We start from the raw sequence: 18,364 nt of genomic DNA, 5'->3' as shown, positions 1-18,364 counted from the left end.
CGCCGCTCATCGACCCGGAGGAGACGGTCAGCGCAGGGCGTGGTCGGGACGACGGTCGGGGACCGACCGCAGCCGGACGGTCCGGGCCTCCCACGAGATCTCGGCGTCGGCCGCACCGGCGATCACGGTGTGCCGGTGCAGGCGTCGCACGACCACCCGCACGAGCCGCGGACCGATGTCTCCTCGTCGGTCGTAGCCCAGCAAGGACCCCGGGCGCCCGTGGCCGACGATGAGGGAGACGAGCACCAGCCGCCCGTGGTGGTCCGCCTGGAAGCGGGCGTCGAGCACGCGTCCGATCCGCGTGCCGTCCGGGCCGAGCACGTCCATGCCGGTCAGGGTCCCGAGCCGCAGGGCGTCACGGTCGCGCCGGAGCACGCCCTCGCGCCGCACGGCGAGGTGCAGAGCGCTGTCGAGGCGGTCGATGTCCTCGACGTCGATGCGCCAGGGCCGGGTGCGGTCGGGCTCGGAGACTCGCAGCTGCCCCCAGGTGCGGGTCATCGCCCCGCCGAGCCGCCCGCCCAGCCGCTGCGCGAGCGCCGCCGGACCGGTGAGCACGCCCGTGATCACCAGGTCGTCGCCCCGCTGGGTGAGCTCGACGTCGTCGACCTTGCCCAGCATCCGCCCCTCGCGGTCGAGGAGCTGGCGGTCCAGCAGGTGCAGCGCTCCGTCGATGGTGGCCTCGAGCCGGTTCTCGAGCCGCTCCTCGCCGGTCTCCGGGTCGCTCACTGGCCCATCCTCGTCCAGATCATCAGGGGGATCGCCGCGGTCGCCGCCACGGCGATGACGAGGAGGAAGAACGTGCCCAGGGCGTTGGCCAGTCGGCCGTTGACGTGCTCGCCCATGTAGTCGGGGTCGTTGGCGACCACCAGGATCGGGAAGTAGGTCAGGGGAAGGGCGGCCGCGGAGAACACGACCGAGACCTCGGTGACCAGGATGGGGTCCACCTGGGTCATCAGGAACGCGGTCGCCGCGAGGGTGGCCAGCAGCAGCACGACATGGAACACGGCGGCCTCCCGGGCTCGCACGTACTTGCCCCACTGGGCCCCGAAGTACTGCCCCACGCTGTAGCCGACGCTCAGCCCCGTCTCGCAGGCGGCGCCGAACGTGGCGGCGACGAAGCCGACGATGGCCACCGCGAGCCCCACCTTGCCAAGGGCTGCCGCCACCGGCAGGGCGACCTGGCCGAGGCTGTCGACGCCGATCTCGAGGGGGCCGAGCACCAGCCAGGAGCAGCCGACGATCGCGACCGAGAGCAGGCCGCCGAGCGGGAAGCCGACCAGCACGTTGGCCCGCATCGTGGCGATGTCCTCGGTGGTCCATCCCTCCTCGACGCCGCCGGAGGAGAAGAAGAAGACCTCGTACGGCGTCATCGCCGCGCCGAAGAGCGCGACGGCGTAGTAGGCGAAGGTCCGCCAGTCCTCGTCGGCAGGCTTGTCGAGGGTGACGGCCTGGTGCGCCACGGACGACCAGTCGGGGGCCAGCTGCCACAGGGCGACCGCGAAGACCACCAGGGCCAGCCCGAGGAGGCCGAGGACGTTCTCGATGGCGCTGAACCGTGCGCGCCACAGGAGAAGCCAGACGAGGAGGCCGACCAGCGGGACGATCAGCAGCAGGTGCACCGACGCGACCAGCTGCAGGGCCAGGGCGACGCCACCGATCTCGGCGACGAAGGTCAAGAAGGTGATCAGCATCGAGGAGACCAGGTTGAGCATGCCGACCCGCGGTCCCAGCCGCTCCCGGACCAGGTCGAAGGTGGCCCGACCACTCACCGCCGCCACCCGACCGGACATCTCGGCGAAGACGCAGATGCCCACCACGCCGATCGCGGTCGCCCAGACGAGCGAGAAGCCGAAGCGGGCACCGACCTGGGCGTTGGTCACGAGGTCACCGATGTCGACGAAGCCGCCGATCGCGGTCAGGACGCCCAGTGCGACGGCGAAGAGCCTGCTCACGGGAGCCCCTCGGCCGTGGCGGTCAGGTCACGCCCGACGGACTCCAGCTCGGTCAGCAGCGCCGGGTAGTCCGAGGTCGCCCTGCGGACGACGGCGATCCGCACCTGCGACAGCAGGTCGGACGCGTCGGTGAGGACGCCCGTCACCTCGGCGTACGTCGCGTCGTCCTGCGGCGGCGGCTGCTCGCCGCCGAAGTGCTGGAGCGTGGCCCCGACCGCCGTCTCGCTGTCCTGGGCCACGACCTGCTGGTACTTGCCGAGCACCTTGTCCTCGGTCGCGAGGCGGAGCAGCAGGCTCACCGTGGCGACCTGGCTCGAGGTGTCCTCGAGGGCCAGGTGCGCCTGGTCCACCCACGACGAGTCGTCCGGGGCCCGGGGCGCGCAGCCGGCGACGGCGGCCGCGAGGACCGCCACGCCGGTCGCCATCCGCACCACGCACGTACTGCGCCTCACACGTGAGAGGTACCCACTGCGATCGGCGGGCTAACCGACCCGGCGGCCGGGCACGGCTCCCTCAGTCCGTGGCCGGGGCCGACGAGATCGCCGCGACGAGCTCGCCGATCTGGTCCTCGGGCAGGCTCCGGGCGATGTCCGCCTGGCTGATCATGCCGACGAGGTCGTGACCGTCGATCACGGGAAGCCGTCGTACGCCGGCCTTGGTCATCGTGGCGAGCGCCTCCTCCACCGAGTCGTCGGCGCCGATCGTCACGACCTCGCCGCCCGCGTAGTCCTGGACCTTGACCTGGGTGGTGTCCATCCCCTCGGCGACGCAGTTGAGGACGATGTCACGGTCCGTGATCACGCCCTTCAGCCGGTCGTCCTCACCGCAGATGGGCAGGGCGCCGACGCCGAGGTCCTTCATCTTGCGGGCCGCGTCGGTGACCGTCTCGTCGACCTGCGCGCACTCCACGCCACCGGTCATGATCTCGCGTGCTGTCGTCACGGGCTTCCTCCTCTGTCAGCAGCCGGTCCCTCCCGGCCGACCTGGTGCCGCACGGTTGCCCGGCGGCGGCCTCGCAAACCGGCGGCCCGGCCCGCATGCGTCGGAGGGGGTCGGGTACTGGGCGGCGTGCGCATCGCTGTGACCGGAGCCACCGGCAACGTGGGGACCGCCGTGGTCCGTCGACTCCTGGCCGACGGGCACGCCGTCAACGGCGTCGCCCGGCGTCCACCGGACGCGGAGTTCTCGGGGTCCTCCGCCGTGACCTGGACCTCGGCGGACCTCGCCACCGACTGCCAGGAGCTGCTCGGGCAGGCGTTCCGCGGCTGCGACGCCGTCGTCCACCTCGCCTGGGGCTTCCAGCCCTCCCACGACCTCGCCTACCTGGAGCGTCTGGGCGTGGGCGGGACCGAGCAGGTGCTCCAGGCCGCCCGCGGCGCGGGCGTCGCGCACGTGGTGCACATGTCGTCCTTCGGTGCCTACGCGCCACGCACGGGGCCGGCCCCCGTCGACGAGTCGTGGCCGACGACCGGGGTCACCTCCTCGCCGTACAGCCGGCACAAGGTCGCCGCGGAGCGGTGCGTCGACCGGTTCGAGACCGCGACGCCCGACGTCCGGGTCGCCCGGCTGCGGCCGGGCATCATCGGACAGCGGTCCGCGGGCAGCGCCCTGCTGCGCTACGGCCTCCCGGGGCTGGTGCCGGCCGCGGTCCTGCGTGCCCTGCCCCTGCTGCCGCTCGACCGCCGCCTGGAGCTCCCGGTGGTGCACGCCGACGACGTGGCCGACGCCGTCTCCCGCATCCTCGACACCGCGGCGGTCGGAGCGTTCAACCTCGCGGCCGATCCCGTCATCACCGTCGAGCACCTCGCGGCCGCGCTGGGCACCGTCCACGTGCAGGTGCCGGCCCCGGTCGTGCGGGCGGCGGCGTCGTTGTCGTGGCACGCGCGGGTGCAGCAGGTGGACCCGGGCTGGGTGGACCTCGCCTACCAGCTCCCGCTCGTGGACACCGCACGAGCCGGCTCCGAGCTGGGATGGCGGCCGGCGACGGACGCCGTCACCACCCTGGAGGAGGTCGTGGCGGGGATGAGGTCGAGCGCCGCGGACGCCACGCCCGCCCTGCGCCACCGCTCCATCACCGAGAACGTCGTCCGAGCCTGGACCCGAGGACCGGTGAGCCGCAGGCGCGAGCCGTGAGCTGGGTGCACGCGGTGATCGACGTCCCCGAGGCCGCCCACCGGGAGGCCGGCTGCTTCTGGGGCGCGGCGCTCGGCTGGGCGCCGGGGGAGCCGTGGCCGGGGCACCCCGAGCTGCGGAGCTTCGAGCCGGCGCGCGGCTCGGCGTACGTCCACCTGCAGCGGATCGGCGGTCCGGCCCGGGTGCACCTCGACGTCGAGTCCGACATGCCGGACCGCACGGTCGCGGACGCGGTCGAGCTGGGTGCGACGGTGACGGCGGAGCAGGACCGCTGGCGCACCCTGGTCTCCCCGGGCGGCCTGCCCTTCTGCGTGCTCCACGTCGGCGAGCACCGGTCGCCCGACCCGGTCGCGTGGCCCGACGGGCACCGCAGCCGTCTGGTCCAGGTCGCGATCGACTCCCCGGCGGCCGCCCACGAGCACGAGGTGGCGTTCTGGCGGGCGCTGCTCGCGGGGCGGTGGGTGGACTCGAGCGTCACGGAGTTCGCCGGGAAGTGGCACGACGACGCCGGCTCGCCGCTCCAGCTGCTCTTCCAGCGGCTCGAGGAGCCCACGGGTCGCGTGCGCGCCCACCTCGACCACGGGACCGACGACGTGGCGGCCGAGGTGGACCGGCTGTGCGGGCTGGGCGCCGTGGAGCTCCACGGTGGCCGGGGCTGGCAGACGCTGCGGGACCCGGCCGGCCTGGAGTTCTGCGTCACCGGCAACGCCCCGGACCGCGACGTACGCCGCGACCTGAGCTGAGGAGCCGGCCCGCGACCACCGGTGGTCGGTCGCACGCATGATCGGACGGCGTGCGGTCACCACGAGACATGAGCCAACAGCCCCCACAGCACCAGGATCCCCCCGGCCTGCAGAGCGAGATGGACCCGCGGCCCGACTGCGGCGAGGAGAGCTACGTCGGTCACGACCGGCTGGCCGGGAAGGTGGCCCTGATCACCGGGGCCGACAGCGGCATCGGCCGCGCGGTCGCCATCGCCTACGCCCGCGAGGGCGCCGACGTCGTCCTGTCCTACCTCAGCGAGCACAGCGACGCCGAGGAGACGGCGTCGTACGTCGAGGCTGCGGGCCGTCGGGCCGTCCTGGCGCCCGGCGACGTCAGCGACCCCCAGCACTGCCGCGACCTGGTCGCGCGCACCGTCGACGAGCTCGGTCACCTCGACATCCTCGTCAGCAACGCGGCCTACCAGATGACCCGGGAGTCGCTGGAGGAGATCCCGGACGAGGAGTGGGACCACACGATCGCCACGAACCTCTCGGCCCTCTTCCACCTCAGCAAGGCCGCCGTACCGCACCTGGGGCCGGGCGCCTCGATCATCGGCAGCTCCTCGGTCAACTCCGACAACCCCAGCCCGACGCTGGCGCCGTACGCCGCGACCAAGGCCGCGATCGCCAACTTCTGCGCCAGCCTGGCGCAGCTGCTCGGCGAGCGCGGCATCCGGGTCAACAGCGTCGCTCCCGGTCCGGTGTGGACGCCGTTGATCCCCGCGACGATGCCGCCGGAGAAGGTGGCGGAGTTCGGGGGCAACGTGCCGCTGGGGCGCGCCGGTCAGCCGGTCGAGCTCGCGCCGGTCTACGTGCTCCTGGCCTCCGACGAGGCCAGCTACGTCTCGGGTGCGCGCGTCGCCGTCACCGGTGGCCGACCCATCCTCTGACCCGCCGAGCCCCGCCGCACCGATGGGTGACGCCGGGCGGGTCCGGGTGGGTCCTGGTGGGTCATGGCGGGTCGCGGTGGGTGCGGCCCGTCAGGGCGATCTCCTGGAGCCGCTTGACCCGCACCTCCAGGTGGTAGTGCCAGGTGCGATGGCGCTCCAGGTTCACCTGCTCCACCGCCGCGCCGCAGACCGCGCACGTCCTCAGCCCTTCCATCGTCGTCGCCTCCCGTCGCTCCCAGGGCCCGGTGCCGGGACCTGATCGCACCCGGTTCCCCGAAACCGCCGGCGTCACCGGTTGGCGGCGACCGGTCCGGGTACCGGTGGCCCGAGAGGCGGCGAGCACGCTGAGCGCCCGCCCCCCGACCACGTCCTCGACGACCGACCGGCAGGAGCCCCCATGACCACGACCGTCGCGGACCTGCTGCTCGACCGTCTCCGCGAGTGGGGCGTCGAGCAGGTCTTCGGCTATCCCGGCGACGGCATCAACGGGATCATCGGCGCCTTCTCGCGGGCCGACGACAAGCCGCGCTTCATCCAGGCGCGGCACGAGGAGATGGCGGCGTTCGAGGCGGTCGGCTTCGCGAAGTTCTCCGGACGGCCGGGCGTCTGCCTGGCCACGTCCGGCCCGGGCGCCATCCACCTGCTCAACGGCCTCTACGACGCGAAGCTCGACCACGTGCCGGTCGTCGCGATCGTCGGTCAGACGAACCGGACCGCGATGGGAGGCCACTACCAGCAGGAGGTCGACCTGCTGAGCCTCTTCAAGGACGTGGCGAGCGACTACGTGCAGATGGTGACGGTCCCCGAGCAGCTGCCGAACGTGCTGGACAGGGCGCTGCGGATCGCGATGAGCCGACGCGCCCCCACGGCCGTCATCATCCCGAACGACGTGCAGGAGCTGGCGTACTCGCCGCCCCAGCACGCCTTCAAGATGGTGCCGTCGAGCCTGGGCATCAGCTGGCCCCAGGTGGTCCCGGACGACGGCGCCCTCGCGGCGACGGCGGACCTGCTCAACGCCGGCGAGAAGGTCGCCATCCTGGTCGGCCAGGGCGCCCGCGGTGCCGCCGAGGAGGTGAGCCGGGTCGCCGACCTGCTCGGTGCCGGGGTGGCCAAGGCGCTGCTCGGCAAGGACGTGCTGTCCGACGAGCTGCCGTTCGTGACGGGCTCGATCGGGCTGCTGGGGACGCGGCCGAGCTACGAGATGATGCGCGACTGCGACACCCTGCTCACGATCGGCTCGAGCTTCCCGTACACGCAGTACCTGCCGCCCCTGGACCAGGCCCGCGCCGTCCAGATCGACGTGGACGGCGCCATGATCGGGATGCGGTACCCCTACGAGATCAACCTCGTCGGCGACGCGCAACGCACCCTGAGCGCCCTGATCCCGCTCCTGGAGCGCAAGCAGGACCGCAGCTGGCAGGACGGGATCCGGGACCAGGTCGCGCGCTGGTGGCAGGTCATGGACGCGGAGGCACACGTGTCCGCCGATCCGATCAATCCGATGCGGCTCTTCAGCGAGTTCTCGGCCCGAGCGCCGATGGATGCGATCATCGCCGCCGACAGCGGCTCGGCGGCCGACTGGTACGCCCGTCACGTGCGGATGCGCGGGCAGATGCGAGGCTCGCTGTCGGGCACGCTGGCGAGCATGGGGCCGGCCGTGCCCTACGCCATCGGCGCGAAGTTCGCGCACCCGGGGCGCCCCGCGATCGCCTTCGAGGGCGACGGGGCGATGCAGATGAACGGCCTCGCCGAGCTCCTCACGATCGCCCGGTACTGGCAGACGTGGGACGACCCGCGCCTGGTCGTGGCGGTCCTGCACAACAACGACCTCACCCAGGTCACCTGGGAGCTGCGGGCGATGGGCGGCACCCCGAGCTTCGTCGAGTCCCAGGCGCTGCCGGAGATGTCGTACGCCGACTTCGCCGCCTCGATCGGGCTCGGCGCCATCACGGTCACCGACCCGGAGCAGCTCGGCTCGGCCTGGGAGACGGCGCTGTCGGCCCAGCGGCCCTACGTCCTGGACGTGCGGTGCGACCCCGACGTGCCGCCGATCCCGCCGCACGCCGACCTCGAGCAGATGACGAACCTCGCGCGGGCGCTCATCAAGGGCGACACCTCGCGGTGGGGCGTGATCAAGGAGGGCATCAAGACCAAGGCCCAGGAGCTGGTGCCGCACCATGACCGGGACGGGAGCTGACCGGACGGTCAGCGCACCGTCTCACTGCGGCGGGTAGGGCGCCGCCTTCAGCAGCCGAGCCAGGTGGACGGCGTTCGTCGCAGCGACCGCCGTGGTCGACGCGGTCTTCTCCGGCGTCGGCTCGACGTCGCGGTAGTCGGTGGCCTGCATCGCCTCGCCCACCCAGTAGGTGGCGGCGAGCGAGGGGATCGAGAAGCCGGTGTCGTTGAGGGCCTGGAGGCACTCGGCGACGACGTGGTGGGCGCCGTCCTCGTTGCCGACCACCGCGACCACGGCGACCTTGCCCTGCGTGAGCATCCGGCCCTGGTCGTCGGTCTCGCCGAGCTCGGCGTCGAGACGCTCGAGCACCATCTTGCAGACCGAGGACGGCTGGCCCAGCCAGATCGGGGTGGCGACGACGAGGATGTCGCTGGCCAGCATCCGGGCGCGGATGTCGGGCCACGCGTCGCCGTCACCCTCGTCGGTGGTGACCCCGAAGCGCACGTCGTGGTCGACCACGCGCACGATCTCGCCCGTCGCGCCGTTGTCCTCCAGTTGAGCGAGCACCTGCTCGCCCACCAGCTGGGCGCTGGAGTCGGTGGGGGAGGGCTTGAGGGTGCACACCAGGACCAGGGCGCGGACGGGTGCGGGGATCGGGGCGTCGGTCATGGCGTCCGGTTCCCCCCGGTGGTCGGGCGCATGCCCGATGCCCCGGTGCGCTCAAGGTCCGGCACTCAGGTGCCGGCGAGCAGGGCCGCCGCGACCCGCAGGTCGGCGACCAGGCCGTCGTACGTCGCGGCGCGGTCGTCCGCGCGCAGCACCGCGGACGGGTGGGTGGTCGCGAGCACCCAGTCGGGGGGACGCCGCGCTGCCGAGGTCGCCGGCCACGTCATCGGCTCGCCGCGCGCGGCACCGACCCGGAAGGACGCGCCGTACACCGCCTTGCCCGCCGTCCCACCCAGGAGGACGACTCCGCGCGGGCGCACGAGCTCGAGCTCCGCCTCCAGCCACGGGCCGCAGGCGGCGACGTGCGCGCGGCTGGGGGACTGGTGGATCCGACGCCTGCCTCGGGTCCCGGACCAGCGGAAGTGCTTCACGACGTTGGTGGTGAAGACGTCGTCGGGGTCGATGCCGGCGTCGGCGAGCGCGTCGTGCAGGACGCCTCCGGCCGGGCCGACGAACGGGTGACCCTGTCGGTCCTCCTGGTCGCCGGGCTGCTCGCCGAGCAGCATCAACGCCGACCCGAGCCGGCCCTCGCCCATCACCGCCTGGGTCGCGTCCCGGTAGAGCTCGCAGCCCCGGCAGGACTGGACCGCCTCCTCCAGGCTGCGCAGGCTGATCCGGTCCGGGACCCAGGCACCTGCGCCGGGGCGCTCCTCCTCCGTCATGCCGCCGCGGTACCCGCACCGGCCGCGGGGATTCCGACGGCACGCTGCGGGTACCCCGGGTCGTCAACCGCCCGCCGTCCGAGGAGGACACCGTGGACCCGGCCTTCGAGACCCTGGACCGGTGGTGGCGCGCTGCCAACTACCTCTCCGTCGGACAGATCTACCTGATGGGCAACCCGCTGCTCCGGGAGCCGTTGCGACCCGAGCACGTGAAGCCGCGGCTGCTGGGGCACTGGGGCACGACGCCGGGGCTCACCTTCGTCTACGCCCACCTCAACCGCGCGATCCTGGAGCGCGGGCTCAGCACGCTCTTCGTGACCGGTCCCGGGCACGGCGGCCCGGGCGTGGTCGCGGCGGCGTACCTAGACGGCACCTACTCCGAGATCTACCCGGAGGTCAGCCAGGACGAGGCCGGGCTGGGCCGGCTCTTCACGCAGTTCTCCTTCCCGGGTGGCATCCCGAGCCACGCGGCGCCGGAGACGCCCGGCTCGATCCACGAGGGCGGTGAGCTCGGCTACGCGCTCTCGCACGCGTACGGCGCCGCCTTCGACCATCCCGACCTGGTCGTGGCGGCGGTGGTCGGGGACGGCGAGGCCGAGACGGGGCCCCTGGCGACGAGCTGGCACTCGACGAAGTTCGTCGACCCACGTCGCGACGGGGCGGTGCTCCCGATCCTGCACCTGAACGGCTACAAGATCGCCAACCCGACCGTGCTGGCCCGGATCCCGGAGGAGGAGCTGCTCGCCCTGATGCGGGGCTACGGGCACGCGCCGTACGTCGTCGCCGGCTCGGACCCCGAGGAGATGCACCGCTCCTTCGCGGCGACGCTCGAGCGCTGCCTGGACGAGATCGCCGAGATCCAGCAGGAGGCCCGCTTCGGAGCGGGGCCGGTCGCGCGCCGGCCGTGGCCGATGATCGTGCTGCGCTCACCCAAGGGCTGGACCGGGCCGAAGGAGGTCGACGGCCAGAAGGTGGAGGGCTACTGGCGCTCCCACCAGGTCCCCTTCGCCGACGCCCGCGGTGACGAGGGGCACCGCCGCATCCTCGAGGAGTGGCTGCGCAGCTACGAGCCGGACACCCTGTTCGACGCCGACGGCGCGCTCGCCGCCGACATCGCAGGCCTGCACCCGGCGGGGGACCTGCGGATGAGCGCCACGCCGTACGCCAACGGGGGCGTGCTGCGGCAGGCCCTCCGGATGCCCGACTTCCGCAGGTACGCCGTCCCCGTCGAGGAGCCGGGGACGGGCTCGGTCGAGGCGACCAAGGTGCTCGGCGGCTTCCTGCGCGACGTGATGGCCCGCAACGACAGCAGCTTCCGGATGTTCGCGCCCGACGAGAACAGCTCCAACCGGCTCCAGGACGTCATGGAGGTCACCGACCGCACCTGGAACGCCGAGATCCAGCCGGACGACGACCACCTCGCCCCGGACGGCCGGCTGATGGAGATCCTGTCCGAGCACACCTGCCAGGGCTGGCTGGAGGGCTACCTGCTGACCGGGCGGCACGGCCTGTTCTCCTGCTACGAGGCGTTCATCCACATCGTCGACTCGATGTTCAACCAGCACGCCAAGTGGCTGGAGTCCTCGGCGCGCATCGCGTGGCGACGACCGATCTCGTCGCTCAACTACCTGCTCACCTCGCACGTCTGGCGGCAGGACCACAACGGCTTCTCCCACCAGGACCCGGGCTTCATCGACCACGTGGTGAACAAGAAGGCCAGCGTGGTGCGGGTCTACCTGCCGCCGGACGCCAACACGCTGCTCTCCGTGGCCGACCACTGCCTGCGCAGCGAGCAGTACGTCAACGTCATCGTGGCCGGCAAGCAGCCGTCCCTGCAGTACCTGTCGATGGACGACGCCGTCGTGCACGCCACCAAGGGCATCGGCATCTGGGACTGGGCCTCCAACGACGGCACCGAGGGTCCCGACGTCGTGATGGCGTGTGCCGGCGACGTGCCGACGATGGAGACGCTGGCCGCGGTCTCGCTGCTGCGCGAGCACCTGCCCGACCTCCGGGTCCGGGTCGTCAACGTGGTCGACCTGATGCGGCTCCAGGACGAGCGGGAGCACCCCCACGGGCTCTCCGACGCCGACTTCGACTCGCTGTTCACCCGCGACCGGCCGGTGATCTTCGCCTACCACGGCTATCCGTGGCTGATCCACCGGCTCACCTACAGCCGGACCAACCACGCCAACCTGCACGTCCGTGGCTACGTCGAGGAGGGCACCACCACGACGCCGTTCGACATGACCGTGCTCAACGGCATCGACCGCTTCCACCTCGCCATGGACGTCATCGACCGGGTGCCCCGGTTGAGCGCGACGTCGGGCGGGGTGCGCGAGCGGTTCAAGGACCAGCTGATCCGGCACCGGCAGCACGTGCGGTCCGCGGGCGAGGACCTGCCCGAGATCCGGGACTGGCAGTGGAGCGCCGCCCCCGGACCCCGGGCGCGGACCGCCGCCCCCGAGCGCACCTCGCCGGAGGGCTGACGTGCGGACCCTCGTGGTCAACCCCGGCTCCAGCAGCCTCAAGGTCGTGCTGCTCGAGGACGGCGACCGCGTCTCCGCGACGACGATCGACCATCCCGTCGAGCCCGGCGAGGACCTGCACGGCCTGGTCGCCGAGCCCGAGCGCCTGGACGCGGTCGTGGTGCGCTTCGTGCACGGCGGGCCCGAGCACACCGGCGCCGTGCTCGTCGACGACCGCGTGCTCGCCGACCTGGTGGCCGTCACGGAGCTGGCGCCGCTGCACAACCCGCCCGCGGTCGCCGCGGCCCGGGCCCTGGTGGCCCACTACCCGCACGTCCCCGTGGTGGCCTGCTTCGACACCACGTTCCACACCACGATCCCGGCCGCGGCGTCGACGTACGCGCTGCCCCGGGAGTGGAACCGGCGCTGGGGGCTGCGGCGCTACGGGTTCCACGGGCTCTCCCACGCGTGGGCCGTACGCCGGGCCGCGGAGCTGCTCGCCCGCCCGGCGCTCTCCCTGCGCGTCGTCAGCTGCCACCTCGGCGGTGGCGCGTCGGTGTGCGCGGTCCGCGGGGGGAGGTCGGTCGACACGACCATGGGGTTCACGCCGATGGAGGGGCTGGTGATGCAGAGCCGCAGCGGCTCGGTGGACCCCGGCCTCCTGCTGCACCTCCTGCAGCGCCACGACGTCACCCCCGACCGGCTGGCCGCCGTCCTCGACCGCGAGTCCGGTCTCAAGGGCCTCTCCGGGACCTCCGGAGACATCCGGGAGGTGCTGGCCGCGCGCGAGGAGGGACACCGCGACGCCGGGCTGGCCCTCGACGTCTACGTGCACCGTCTCGTCGGTCAGGTGGCGGCGATGACGGCATCGGCCGGGGGCCTCGACGTGCTGGTCTTCACCGGTGGCGTCGGCGAGCACGCACCGGTCGTGCGCTCCCGGACGGCGGCGGGGCTGGCGCACCTCGGGGTGTCCCTGGACGAGGCGGCCAACGCCGGCGCCGGCGAGCGCGTCATCAGTGCGACCGGCTCCGCCGTCCGGGTCGTCGTCGTCGAGGCTCGCGAGGACCTCGAGATGGAGCGTCAGGCCCGCGCGCTGCTCAGGGAGCGACCCGCACCATGAGGCCGCGTGCCGGCAGCGTCGGGATCCGGGTCGCGTCGTACGACGGTGACGAGACCACCGCGTAGTCGACCTCGGCCAGGACCCGCAGGGTCTCCGCCAGCATGCGCACCGTGAGTGGCTCGCCGGGGCAGCGGTGGCCCGTGCGCGGGTCGCCGCCTCCCTGCGGGACGAACTCGTAGGGGTCCGGCTCGACGTCCGCGAACCGCTCGGGAAGGAACTCGTCGGGCTCGGTCCACGCCTGCGCGTCGTGGTTGGTGCCGGGCACGTCGAGGACGACCAGGTCGCCGGGCTCGACCCGCTCGCCATGGATCTCGGCGGTGCTGCGGGCGGTGCCGGCGAGCGCCGGCACGAAGGGGCAGGTGCGGCGCACCTCGTGACCGAACGCGGTCCGGCGGGCGCTCGCGTCGTCCCCGCGCAGGAGCGGCCGCCACTGCTCGTGCTGGGCGAGCGCGAGGGCGGCGAAGGTGGCCGGCCAGGCGACCGCGACCGTGGGCCGGAGGAGGTTGAGCAGCTCGACGCCCGCGGTCCGCGCGTCGAGGTCGCGGCCCGGACCGGTGGCGATCAGCTCGAGCGGGCTTCCCGGCGGCGGTCGCCGCTGGCCGTCCCGGACGCTCTGGACCAGCCGTCGCGCCCACCGGTCCGCCCGGATCCGGGCGGCCCAGCCTCGGGGGTACGCCGCGCCGGCGCCGCCGAAGCCGTCGACGATGTGGGCCAGGTGGTGGCTGGTGCGTCGGGCCTGCGCGCCCGTGCAGTCGATGCCCGCCCAGGCGAGGACGGCCGCGCCGTACACCTCGACCAGCTCGGAGTGGAGCTGGACGTCGCGCCCGCGCCAGGAGCGGGCCCGGCGCTGCAGGTCGGTGCCGATGGCCAGGGCGAGAGGCTCCACGCGTTCGGCTGCCAGCACCTGCAGGAACATCGCCTTGCGCTCCGCGTGCGCCTCGTCGTCCAGGCCGTGCACGGCGCCCCGGCCGAACAGGAGGTCGGCGAGCGGTGGCGGGATGGCACCTCGGCGCTGGATGACGGTCGGGTCGTAGAAGAGGCGGGTGCCGTCGCGGCCGCGGACGACGACGGCACGCCGACCGACCAGGCGACTGGGGTAGGCGGGCGCCCCCGCGTGTGCCGAGCGCTCTTCGGGCAGGGCGCGGTAGCCGGCCCGCCACAGGGCCCAGCTGAGATCCACGGTCACGGGGTGGCCTCCTCGTGTCGACGCCCGGGGTCCCTCGTTACCCCACCCGGTCGAGGTCATGCGGGGAGGTCGTGCGGCGGCGTCGCTCCGGAGGGGTCGACGGTGACCGGCGAGCTGGGCGCGCGGATCTCCCTGCGTACGACGCGGCCGGATGGATACCGCAGGGTCATGACAATCTCCGAGACAGGCTCCGGGACCGCGTCCGGGACGCAGGCACCTCTCGCTGTCGTGACGGGTGCCTCGACGGGCATCGGTCGCGCGCTGGCCCGCCAGTTCGTCGAGCACGGGTTCGACGTCGTCATCGCCGCCGACGAGCCCGAGATCCACCACGCGGCCGAAGAGCTGCTCGCAGCCGGCCGCCAGGTGGTGCCGGTCGAGGTGGACCTTGCGACGGCTGCTGGGGTGGAGACCCTCGTCGACCGCGTCCACGAGCAGCGGCGACCGGTGGCGGCGGCGGCGCTCAACGCGGGCATCGGCGTCAACGGCCGCTTCGACCAGACGTCGGTGGAGGACGACCTGAGACTGGTCGACCTCAACGTCCGCTCGACCGTCCACCTGGCCAAGCTGCTGGTCCGCGACATGGTGGCGCGCGGCGAGGGCAGGCTGCTGGTGACCTCCTCGATCGCCGCGGTGGCGCCCGGGCCCTACCACACGACGTACGCCGCATCGAAGGCGTTCGTGCACTCCTTCGCGGAGGGCATCCGCGAGGAGCTCAAGGACACCGGGGTCACGGTGACGTCGCTGATGCCCGGTCCCACCGAGACCGAGTTCTTCTCCCGCGCCGACATGGAGGACGACACGAAGATCGGGCGGATGAAGGGCAAGGACGATGCCGACGAGGTCGCCAAGGACGGCTTCGACGCCCTGATGAAGGGCCGGTCCAGCGTCGTGTCCGGCTCCCTCAAGAACCGCATCCAGGCCGAGCTCGGCACCCACCTCCCCGATGCGCTCGCCGCCCCGCTGCTCGCGCGGATGACCAAGCCGCAGGAGTGAGTGGCTCCACCCACACCGTGTCCGTCGACCGGCAGCTGATCAGCGCCCGGTCCAGCACCACCCGAACCCCAGGGAGTGAACGATGAAGGCAGTCACATGGCAGGGACGTCGAGACATGCGGGTCGAGGAGGTGCCGGACCCGATCCTGAAGGAGCCGACCGACGCGATCATCCGGGTGACCTCCACCGGTCTGTGCGGCTCGGACCTGCACCTCTACGAGACCCTGACGCCCTTCATGACGCCGGGCGACGTCGTGGGCCACGAGCCCATGGGCATCGTGGAGGAGGTGGGCTCCGGGGTCTCCAACCTGAGCGCCGGCGACCGCGTCGTGATCCCGTTCAACGTCTGCTGCGGCCGGTGCTGGATGTGCGACCACGAGCTCTACAGCCAGTGCGAGACCACCCAGACCCGTGAGTACGGCACGGGTGCGGCGCTGCTGGGCTACAGCAAGCTCTACGGCCAGGTCCCCGGCGGCCAGGCCGAGTTCCTGCACGTGCCGTACGCCGACTTCATGCCGATCAAGGTCCCCGAGGGGCCGCCCGACGACCGCTTCCTCTTCCTGTCCGACGTGCTGCCCACCGCCTGGCAGGCCGTGCAGTACGCCGCGGTGCCCGACGGCGGGACGCTGCTGGTGATGGGGCTCGGGCCGATCGGCGACATGTCGGCGCGGATCGGCCTGCACCACGGCTACCGGGTGATCGGCGTCGACCTGGTCCCGGAGCGTCTGGCCCGCGTGGCGGGCCGGGGTGCGGAGGTCATCGACCTCACGGCGGTCGACGACGTCGGCGATGCCGTGCGCGACCTGACCGACGGCCGGGGCGCCGACGCCGTGATCGACGCGGTGGGGATGGAGGCGCACGGCTCCCCGGGTGCCGCGGCGATGCAGACCCTGGTCGGGCTGCTGCCCAAGGCGCTGGCACAGCCGATGATGCAGCGGGCCGGCGTGGACCGGCTCGCCAGCCTGTACACCGCGCTCGACGCCGTGCGCCGCGGCGGCACGGTCTCCATCTCGGGGGTCTACGGCGGCCAGACCGATCCGATGCCGATGCTGACGATGTTCGACAAGCAGCTGCAGATCCGGATGGGGCAGGCCAACGTGAAGAAGTGGGTGGACGACATCCTGCCCCTGCTGACCGACGCTGACCCGCTGGGCGTGGACGAGTTCGCGACCCACCGGCTGCCGCTCGACGAGGCGCCGGCGGCGTACGAGCGGTTCCAGAAGAAGACCGACGGCACGATCAAGGTCGTGTTCCAGCCCTGAGGGGGGTACCGGGACCATCATGGCGACCAACAAGCGCAGGATGAAGGCGACCCCCGAGCACGTCTGGGAGGTGCTGTCCGACGGCTGGCTGTATCCGCTCTGGGTCGTGGGGGCGTCGCGGATGCGCGACGTCGACGCGACGTGGCCCGAGCCGGGCTCGCAGCTCTACCACTCGGTGGGGACCTGGCCCCTGCTGCTCGACGACAGCACCGAGGTGCTCGACATGGTCCCGGGCTCGATGCTGACCCTGCACGCCCGGGGCTGGCCGGCCGGTGCCGCCCGGGTGACCATCCGCCTGGAGGCGCACGGCGCCGAGACCGAGGTCGTGATCGACGAGGACGTCGCAGGCGGGCCGGCGGCGCTCGTCCCGACGGCGCTGCGCGACCTGCCCATCGGCTGGCGCAACGTCGAGAGCCTGCGGCGGCTGGCGTACGTCGTCGAGCGCCGACCGGCCTCGTGACCCGCTACGACGCGATCGTCGTCGGCGCGGGGCCTAACGGCCTCGTGGCGGCCAACCTGCTGGTGGACGCGGGGTGGTCCGTGCTGGTGCTGGAGGCCCAGCCGACGCCTGGGGGAGCGGTGCGCAGCGACCGCGAGCTCCACCCCGACTTCGTCCACGACACGATGAGCGCGTTCTACCCGCTGGCCGCGGCGTCGCCGGTCGTCCGCGCGCTCGGTCTGGAGGAGCACGGCCTGGTGTGGCGACACGCCCCTGCGGTGCTCGGGCACCGACTGCCCGACGGGCGGTGGGCGATCCTCCACCGCGACCGCGACGTCACCGCGGCGCTCTTCGAGGAGCAGTGCCCCGGCGACGGCGACGCCTGGCTCCAGTTGTGCTCCTCCTGGGACGCGGTCGGCGACCCGCTGGTCGAGGCGCTGCTGTCGCCCTTCCCGCCGGTGCGCGCCACACTCGCCGGGCTCCGCCGCATCCGTGCCGCCGGCGGTCTCGACTTCGTCCGCATGCTGCTGACCCCGGCCACCGAGATCGGGCGCACGCTCTTCCGGGGCGAGGCGCCCCGGCTGCTGCTGTCCGGCGGCGCCGGCCATGCCGACATCCCCTTGGACGGCACCGGGTCGGGGCTGATGGCGATCCTCATGTCGATGCTGGGGCAGACGGTCGGCTGGCCCGTCCCGGAGGGCGGGGCCGGTGCCCTGACCGACGCCCTGGTCGGTCGCCTGGTCGCCGCCGGCAGCGAGGTGCGGTGCTCCTCCGAGGTGGTCTCGATCCGGGTCGAGCGCGGCCGGGTCACCGGCGTCCGCACCGCGACGGGCGAGCAGCACGAGTCGGACGTGGTGATCGCCGACGTCGCTGCGCCGAAGCTGTACGGCGGCCTGGTGGCCACCGCCGACCTGCCCGACAGCGTGGTGCGCCGGATGCGGTCCTTCCAGCAGGACCCCTCGACGGTCAAGGTCGACTGGGCGCTCTCCGGCCCGGTGCCGTGGGACGGGGAGCCGCCGTACGCCCCGGGGACGGTGCACGTGGCGGACTCGGTCGAGGACATGTCCCACGCGGCCAGCCAGGTGGCGGCGCGCACGGTGCCGGCCAGGCCGTTCCTGCTGGCCGGCCAGATGACGACCTCCGACCCGACGAGGTCACCGAAGGGCACCGAGTCGATGTGGGCCTACACCCACGTCCCGCAGACGACCACCGGCGATGCCGGCGACGAGGGCATCCGAGGTGCCTGGGACCACGACGACCTGCAGCGCTTCGCCGACCGGATGCAGGCCCGGATCGAGTCCTGGGCGCCGGGCTTCGGCGACCGGGTCATCGCCCGTCGCGTGCTCGGACCGCACGAGCTCGAGGCCCGGGACGCGAACCTCGTCGGGGGCGCGATCAACGGCGGCACCGCCCAGCTGCACCAGCAGCTGGTGTTCCGGCCGATCCCCGGCCGCGGCCGCGCGGAGACCGCGATCCGCGGCCTCTACCTCGGCTCCGCGTCCGCCCATCCGGGCGGCGGGGTCCACGGGGCCGCGGGCAGCAACGCGGCGCGAGCCGCTCTCGCGCACCAGCGCCTGCGTCGGCGGTCCTGACC

18 protein-coding genes are annotated in these 18,364 nt (G+C 73.1%); 10 read left to right on the top strand and 8 right to left on the bottom strand.

Annotated elements, in window-relative coordinates; all coding sequences use genetic code 11:
- Positions 1 to 27: 27 nt before the first annotated feature.
- The 4 genes from N542_RS26260 to N542_RS0101125 form a co-directional block, all read right to left on the bottom strand.
- Entirely contained in the window at positions 28 to 726 is a 699-nt protein-coding gene (locus N542_RS26260; protein ID WP_051551266.1) for a hypothetical protein, read from the bottom strand.
- Entirely contained in the window at positions 723 to 1,952 is a 1,230-nt protein-coding gene (locus N542_RS0101135; protein WP_028642362.1) for an NRAMP family divalent metal transporter, read from the bottom strand. Before N542_RS0101135 ends, N542_RS26260 begins: the two co-directional genes overlap by 4 nt.
- Entirely contained in the window at positions 1,949 to 2,404 is a 456-nt protein-coding gene (locus tag N542_RS0101130; RefSeq protein ID WP_155992807.1) for a hypothetical protein, read from the bottom strand. The genes N542_RS0101135 and N542_RS0101130 overlap by 4 nt, the downstream gene beginning before the upstream one ends.
- 61 nt (positions 2,405 to 2,465) lie before the next feature.
- Positions 2,466 to 2,894 (bottom strand): CBS domain-containing protein, encoded by a 429-nt coding sequence (locus N542_RS0101125; RefSeq protein WP_028642360.1) that lies wholly within the window; start codon positions 2,892 to 2,894, stop codon positions 2,466 to 2,468.
- Positions 2,895 to 3,020: 126 nt separating this feature from the next.
- On the opposite strand from N542_RS0101125, the gene N542_RS0101120 reads away from it, so the two are divergent.
- The 3 genes from N542_RS0101120 (at position 3,021) to N542_RS0101110 (ending at position 5,739) form a co-directional block, all read left to right on the top strand.
- Positions 3,021 to 4,085, top strand: a complete 1,065-nt coding sequence (locus tag N542_RS0101120) for an NAD-dependent epimerase/dehydratase family protein (protein WP_028642359.1) — start codon at positions 3,021 to 3,023, stop codon at positions 4,083 to 4,085.
- Positions 4,082 to 4,828: a VOC family protein gene (locus N542_RS22815; protein WP_051551265.1), complete on the top strand. Its 747-nt coding sequence runs from the start codon at positions 4,082 to 4,084 to the stop codon at positions 4,826 to 4,828. Before N542_RS0101120 ends, N542_RS22815 begins: the two co-directional genes overlap by 4 nt.
- A 68-nt stretch (positions 4,829 to 4,896) precedes the next feature.
- The gene (locus N542_RS0101110) at positions 4,897 to 5,739 is read left to right on the top strand and encodes an SDR family oxidoreductase (RefSeq protein ID WP_028642358.1); all 843 of its coding nucleotides are present in this window, start codon (positions 4,897 to 4,899) and stop codon (positions 5,737 to 5,739) included.
- Positions 5,740 to 5,800: 61 nt separating this feature from the next.
- Here N542_RS0101110 and N542_RS27330 read toward each other — a convergent pair whose 3' ends face one another.
- The gene (locus N542_RS27330) at positions 5,801 to 5,953 is read right to left on the bottom strand and encodes a hypothetical protein (protein ID WP_155992806.1); all 153 of its coding nucleotides are present in this window, start codon (positions 5,951 to 5,953) and stop codon (positions 5,801 to 5,803) included.
- Positions 5,954 to 6,136: 183 nt separating this feature from the next.
- Here N542_RS27330 and N542_RS0101100 point away from each other — a divergent pair, with 183 nt between their 5' ends.
- Complete coding sequence (locus tag N542_RS0101100) at positions 6,137 to 7,936, top strand: thiamine pyrophosphate-requiring protein (RefSeq protein ID WP_028642357.1); 1,800 nt, start codon at positions 6,137 to 6,139, stop codon at positions 7,934 to 7,936.
- A gap of 21 nt (positions 7,937 to 7,957) precedes the next feature.
- Here the strand turns inward: N542_RS0101100 and N542_RS0101095 are convergent, their stop codons facing one another.
- Together N542_RS0101095 and N542_RS0101090 are read right to left on the bottom strand one after the other, a co-directional pair.
- Positions 7,958 to 8,584, bottom strand: a complete 627-nt coding sequence (locus tag N542_RS0101095) for a flavodoxin family protein (RefSeq protein ID WP_036505915.1) — start codon at positions 8,582 to 8,584, stop codon at positions 7,958 to 7,960.
- Between the two features lie 65 nt (positions 8,585 to 8,649).
- Positions 8,650 to 9,303: a UdgX family uracil-DNA binding protein gene (locus N542_RS0101090; RefSeq protein WP_028642355.1), complete on the bottom strand. Its 654-nt coding sequence runs from the start codon at positions 9,301 to 9,303 to the stop codon at positions 8,650 to 8,652.
- Between the two features lie 92 nt (positions 9,304 to 9,395).
- Between N542_RS0101090 and N542_RS0101085 the strand changes: the two genes are divergently transcribed.
- Together N542_RS0101085 and N542_RS0101080 are read left to right on the top strand one after the other, a co-directional pair.
- On the top strand, positions 9,396 to 11,792 hold the full coding sequence (locus N542_RS0101085) for a phosphoketolase family protein (protein WP_028642354.1): 2,397 nt from the start codon (positions 9,396 to 9,398) through the stop codon (positions 11,790 to 11,792).
- 1 nt (position 11,793) lies between these two features.
- Positions 11,794 to 12,891, top strand: a complete 1,098-nt coding sequence (locus tag N542_RS0101080) for an acetate/propionate family kinase (protein WP_028642353.1) — start codon at positions 11,794 to 11,796, stop codon at positions 12,889 to 12,891.
- On the opposite strand, the gene N542_RS22810 is transcribed toward N542_RS0101080, so the two are convergent.
- Positions 12,869 to 14,077 (bottom strand): cytochrome P450, encoded by a 1,209-nt coding sequence (locus N542_RS22810; RefSeq protein WP_051551264.1) that lies wholly within the window; start codon positions 14,075 to 14,077, stop codon positions 12,869 to 12,871. The genes N542_RS0101080 and N542_RS22810 overlap by 23 nt on opposite strands.
- A gap of 168 nt (positions 14,078 to 14,245) precedes the next feature.
- On the opposite strand from N542_RS22810, the gene N542_RS0101070 reads away from it, so the two are divergent.
- The 4 genes from N542_RS0101070 (at position 14,246) to N542_RS0101055 (ending at position 18,362) form a co-directional block, all read left to right on the top strand.
- Entirely contained in the window at positions 14,246 to 15,070 is an 825-nt protein-coding gene (locus N542_RS0101070) for an SDR family NAD(P)-dependent oxidoreductase (RefSeq protein ID WP_051551263.1), read from the top strand.
- An 82-nt stretch (positions 15,071 to 15,152) separates the two neighbouring features.
- Positions 15,153 to 16,331, top strand: a complete 1,179-nt coding sequence (locus tag N542_RS0101065) for a zinc-dependent alcohol dehydrogenase (protein WP_028642351.1) — start codon at positions 15,153 to 15,155, stop codon at positions 16,329 to 16,331.
- 19 nt (positions 16,332 to 16,350) lie between these two features.
- The gene (locus tag N542_RS0101060) at positions 16,351 to 16,791 is read left to right on the top strand and encodes an SRPBCC family protein (RefSeq protein ID WP_028642350.1); all 441 of its coding nucleotides are present in this window, start codon (positions 16,351 to 16,353) and stop codon (positions 16,789 to 16,791) included.
- Positions 16,788 to 18,362 (top strand): phytoene desaturase family protein, encoded by a 1,575-nt coding sequence (locus N542_RS0101055; RefSeq protein ID WP_036505913.1) that lies wholly within the window; start codon positions 16,788 to 16,790, stop codon positions 18,360 to 18,362. The genes N542_RS0101060 and N542_RS0101055 overlap by 4 nt, the downstream gene beginning before the upstream one ends.
- Positions 18,363 to 18,364 lie beyond the last annotated feature (2 nt).

Source organism: Nocardioides sp. URHA0020 (assembly GCF_000620705.1).
In the GTDB taxonomy this organism is placed as follows: Bacteria; Actinomycetota; Actinomycetes; order Propionibacteriales; family Nocardioidaceae; genus Nocardioides.
The sequence above is the reverse complement of the archived record's forward strand: the minus strand, read 5'-3'. Positions and strand labels throughout refer to the sequence as shown.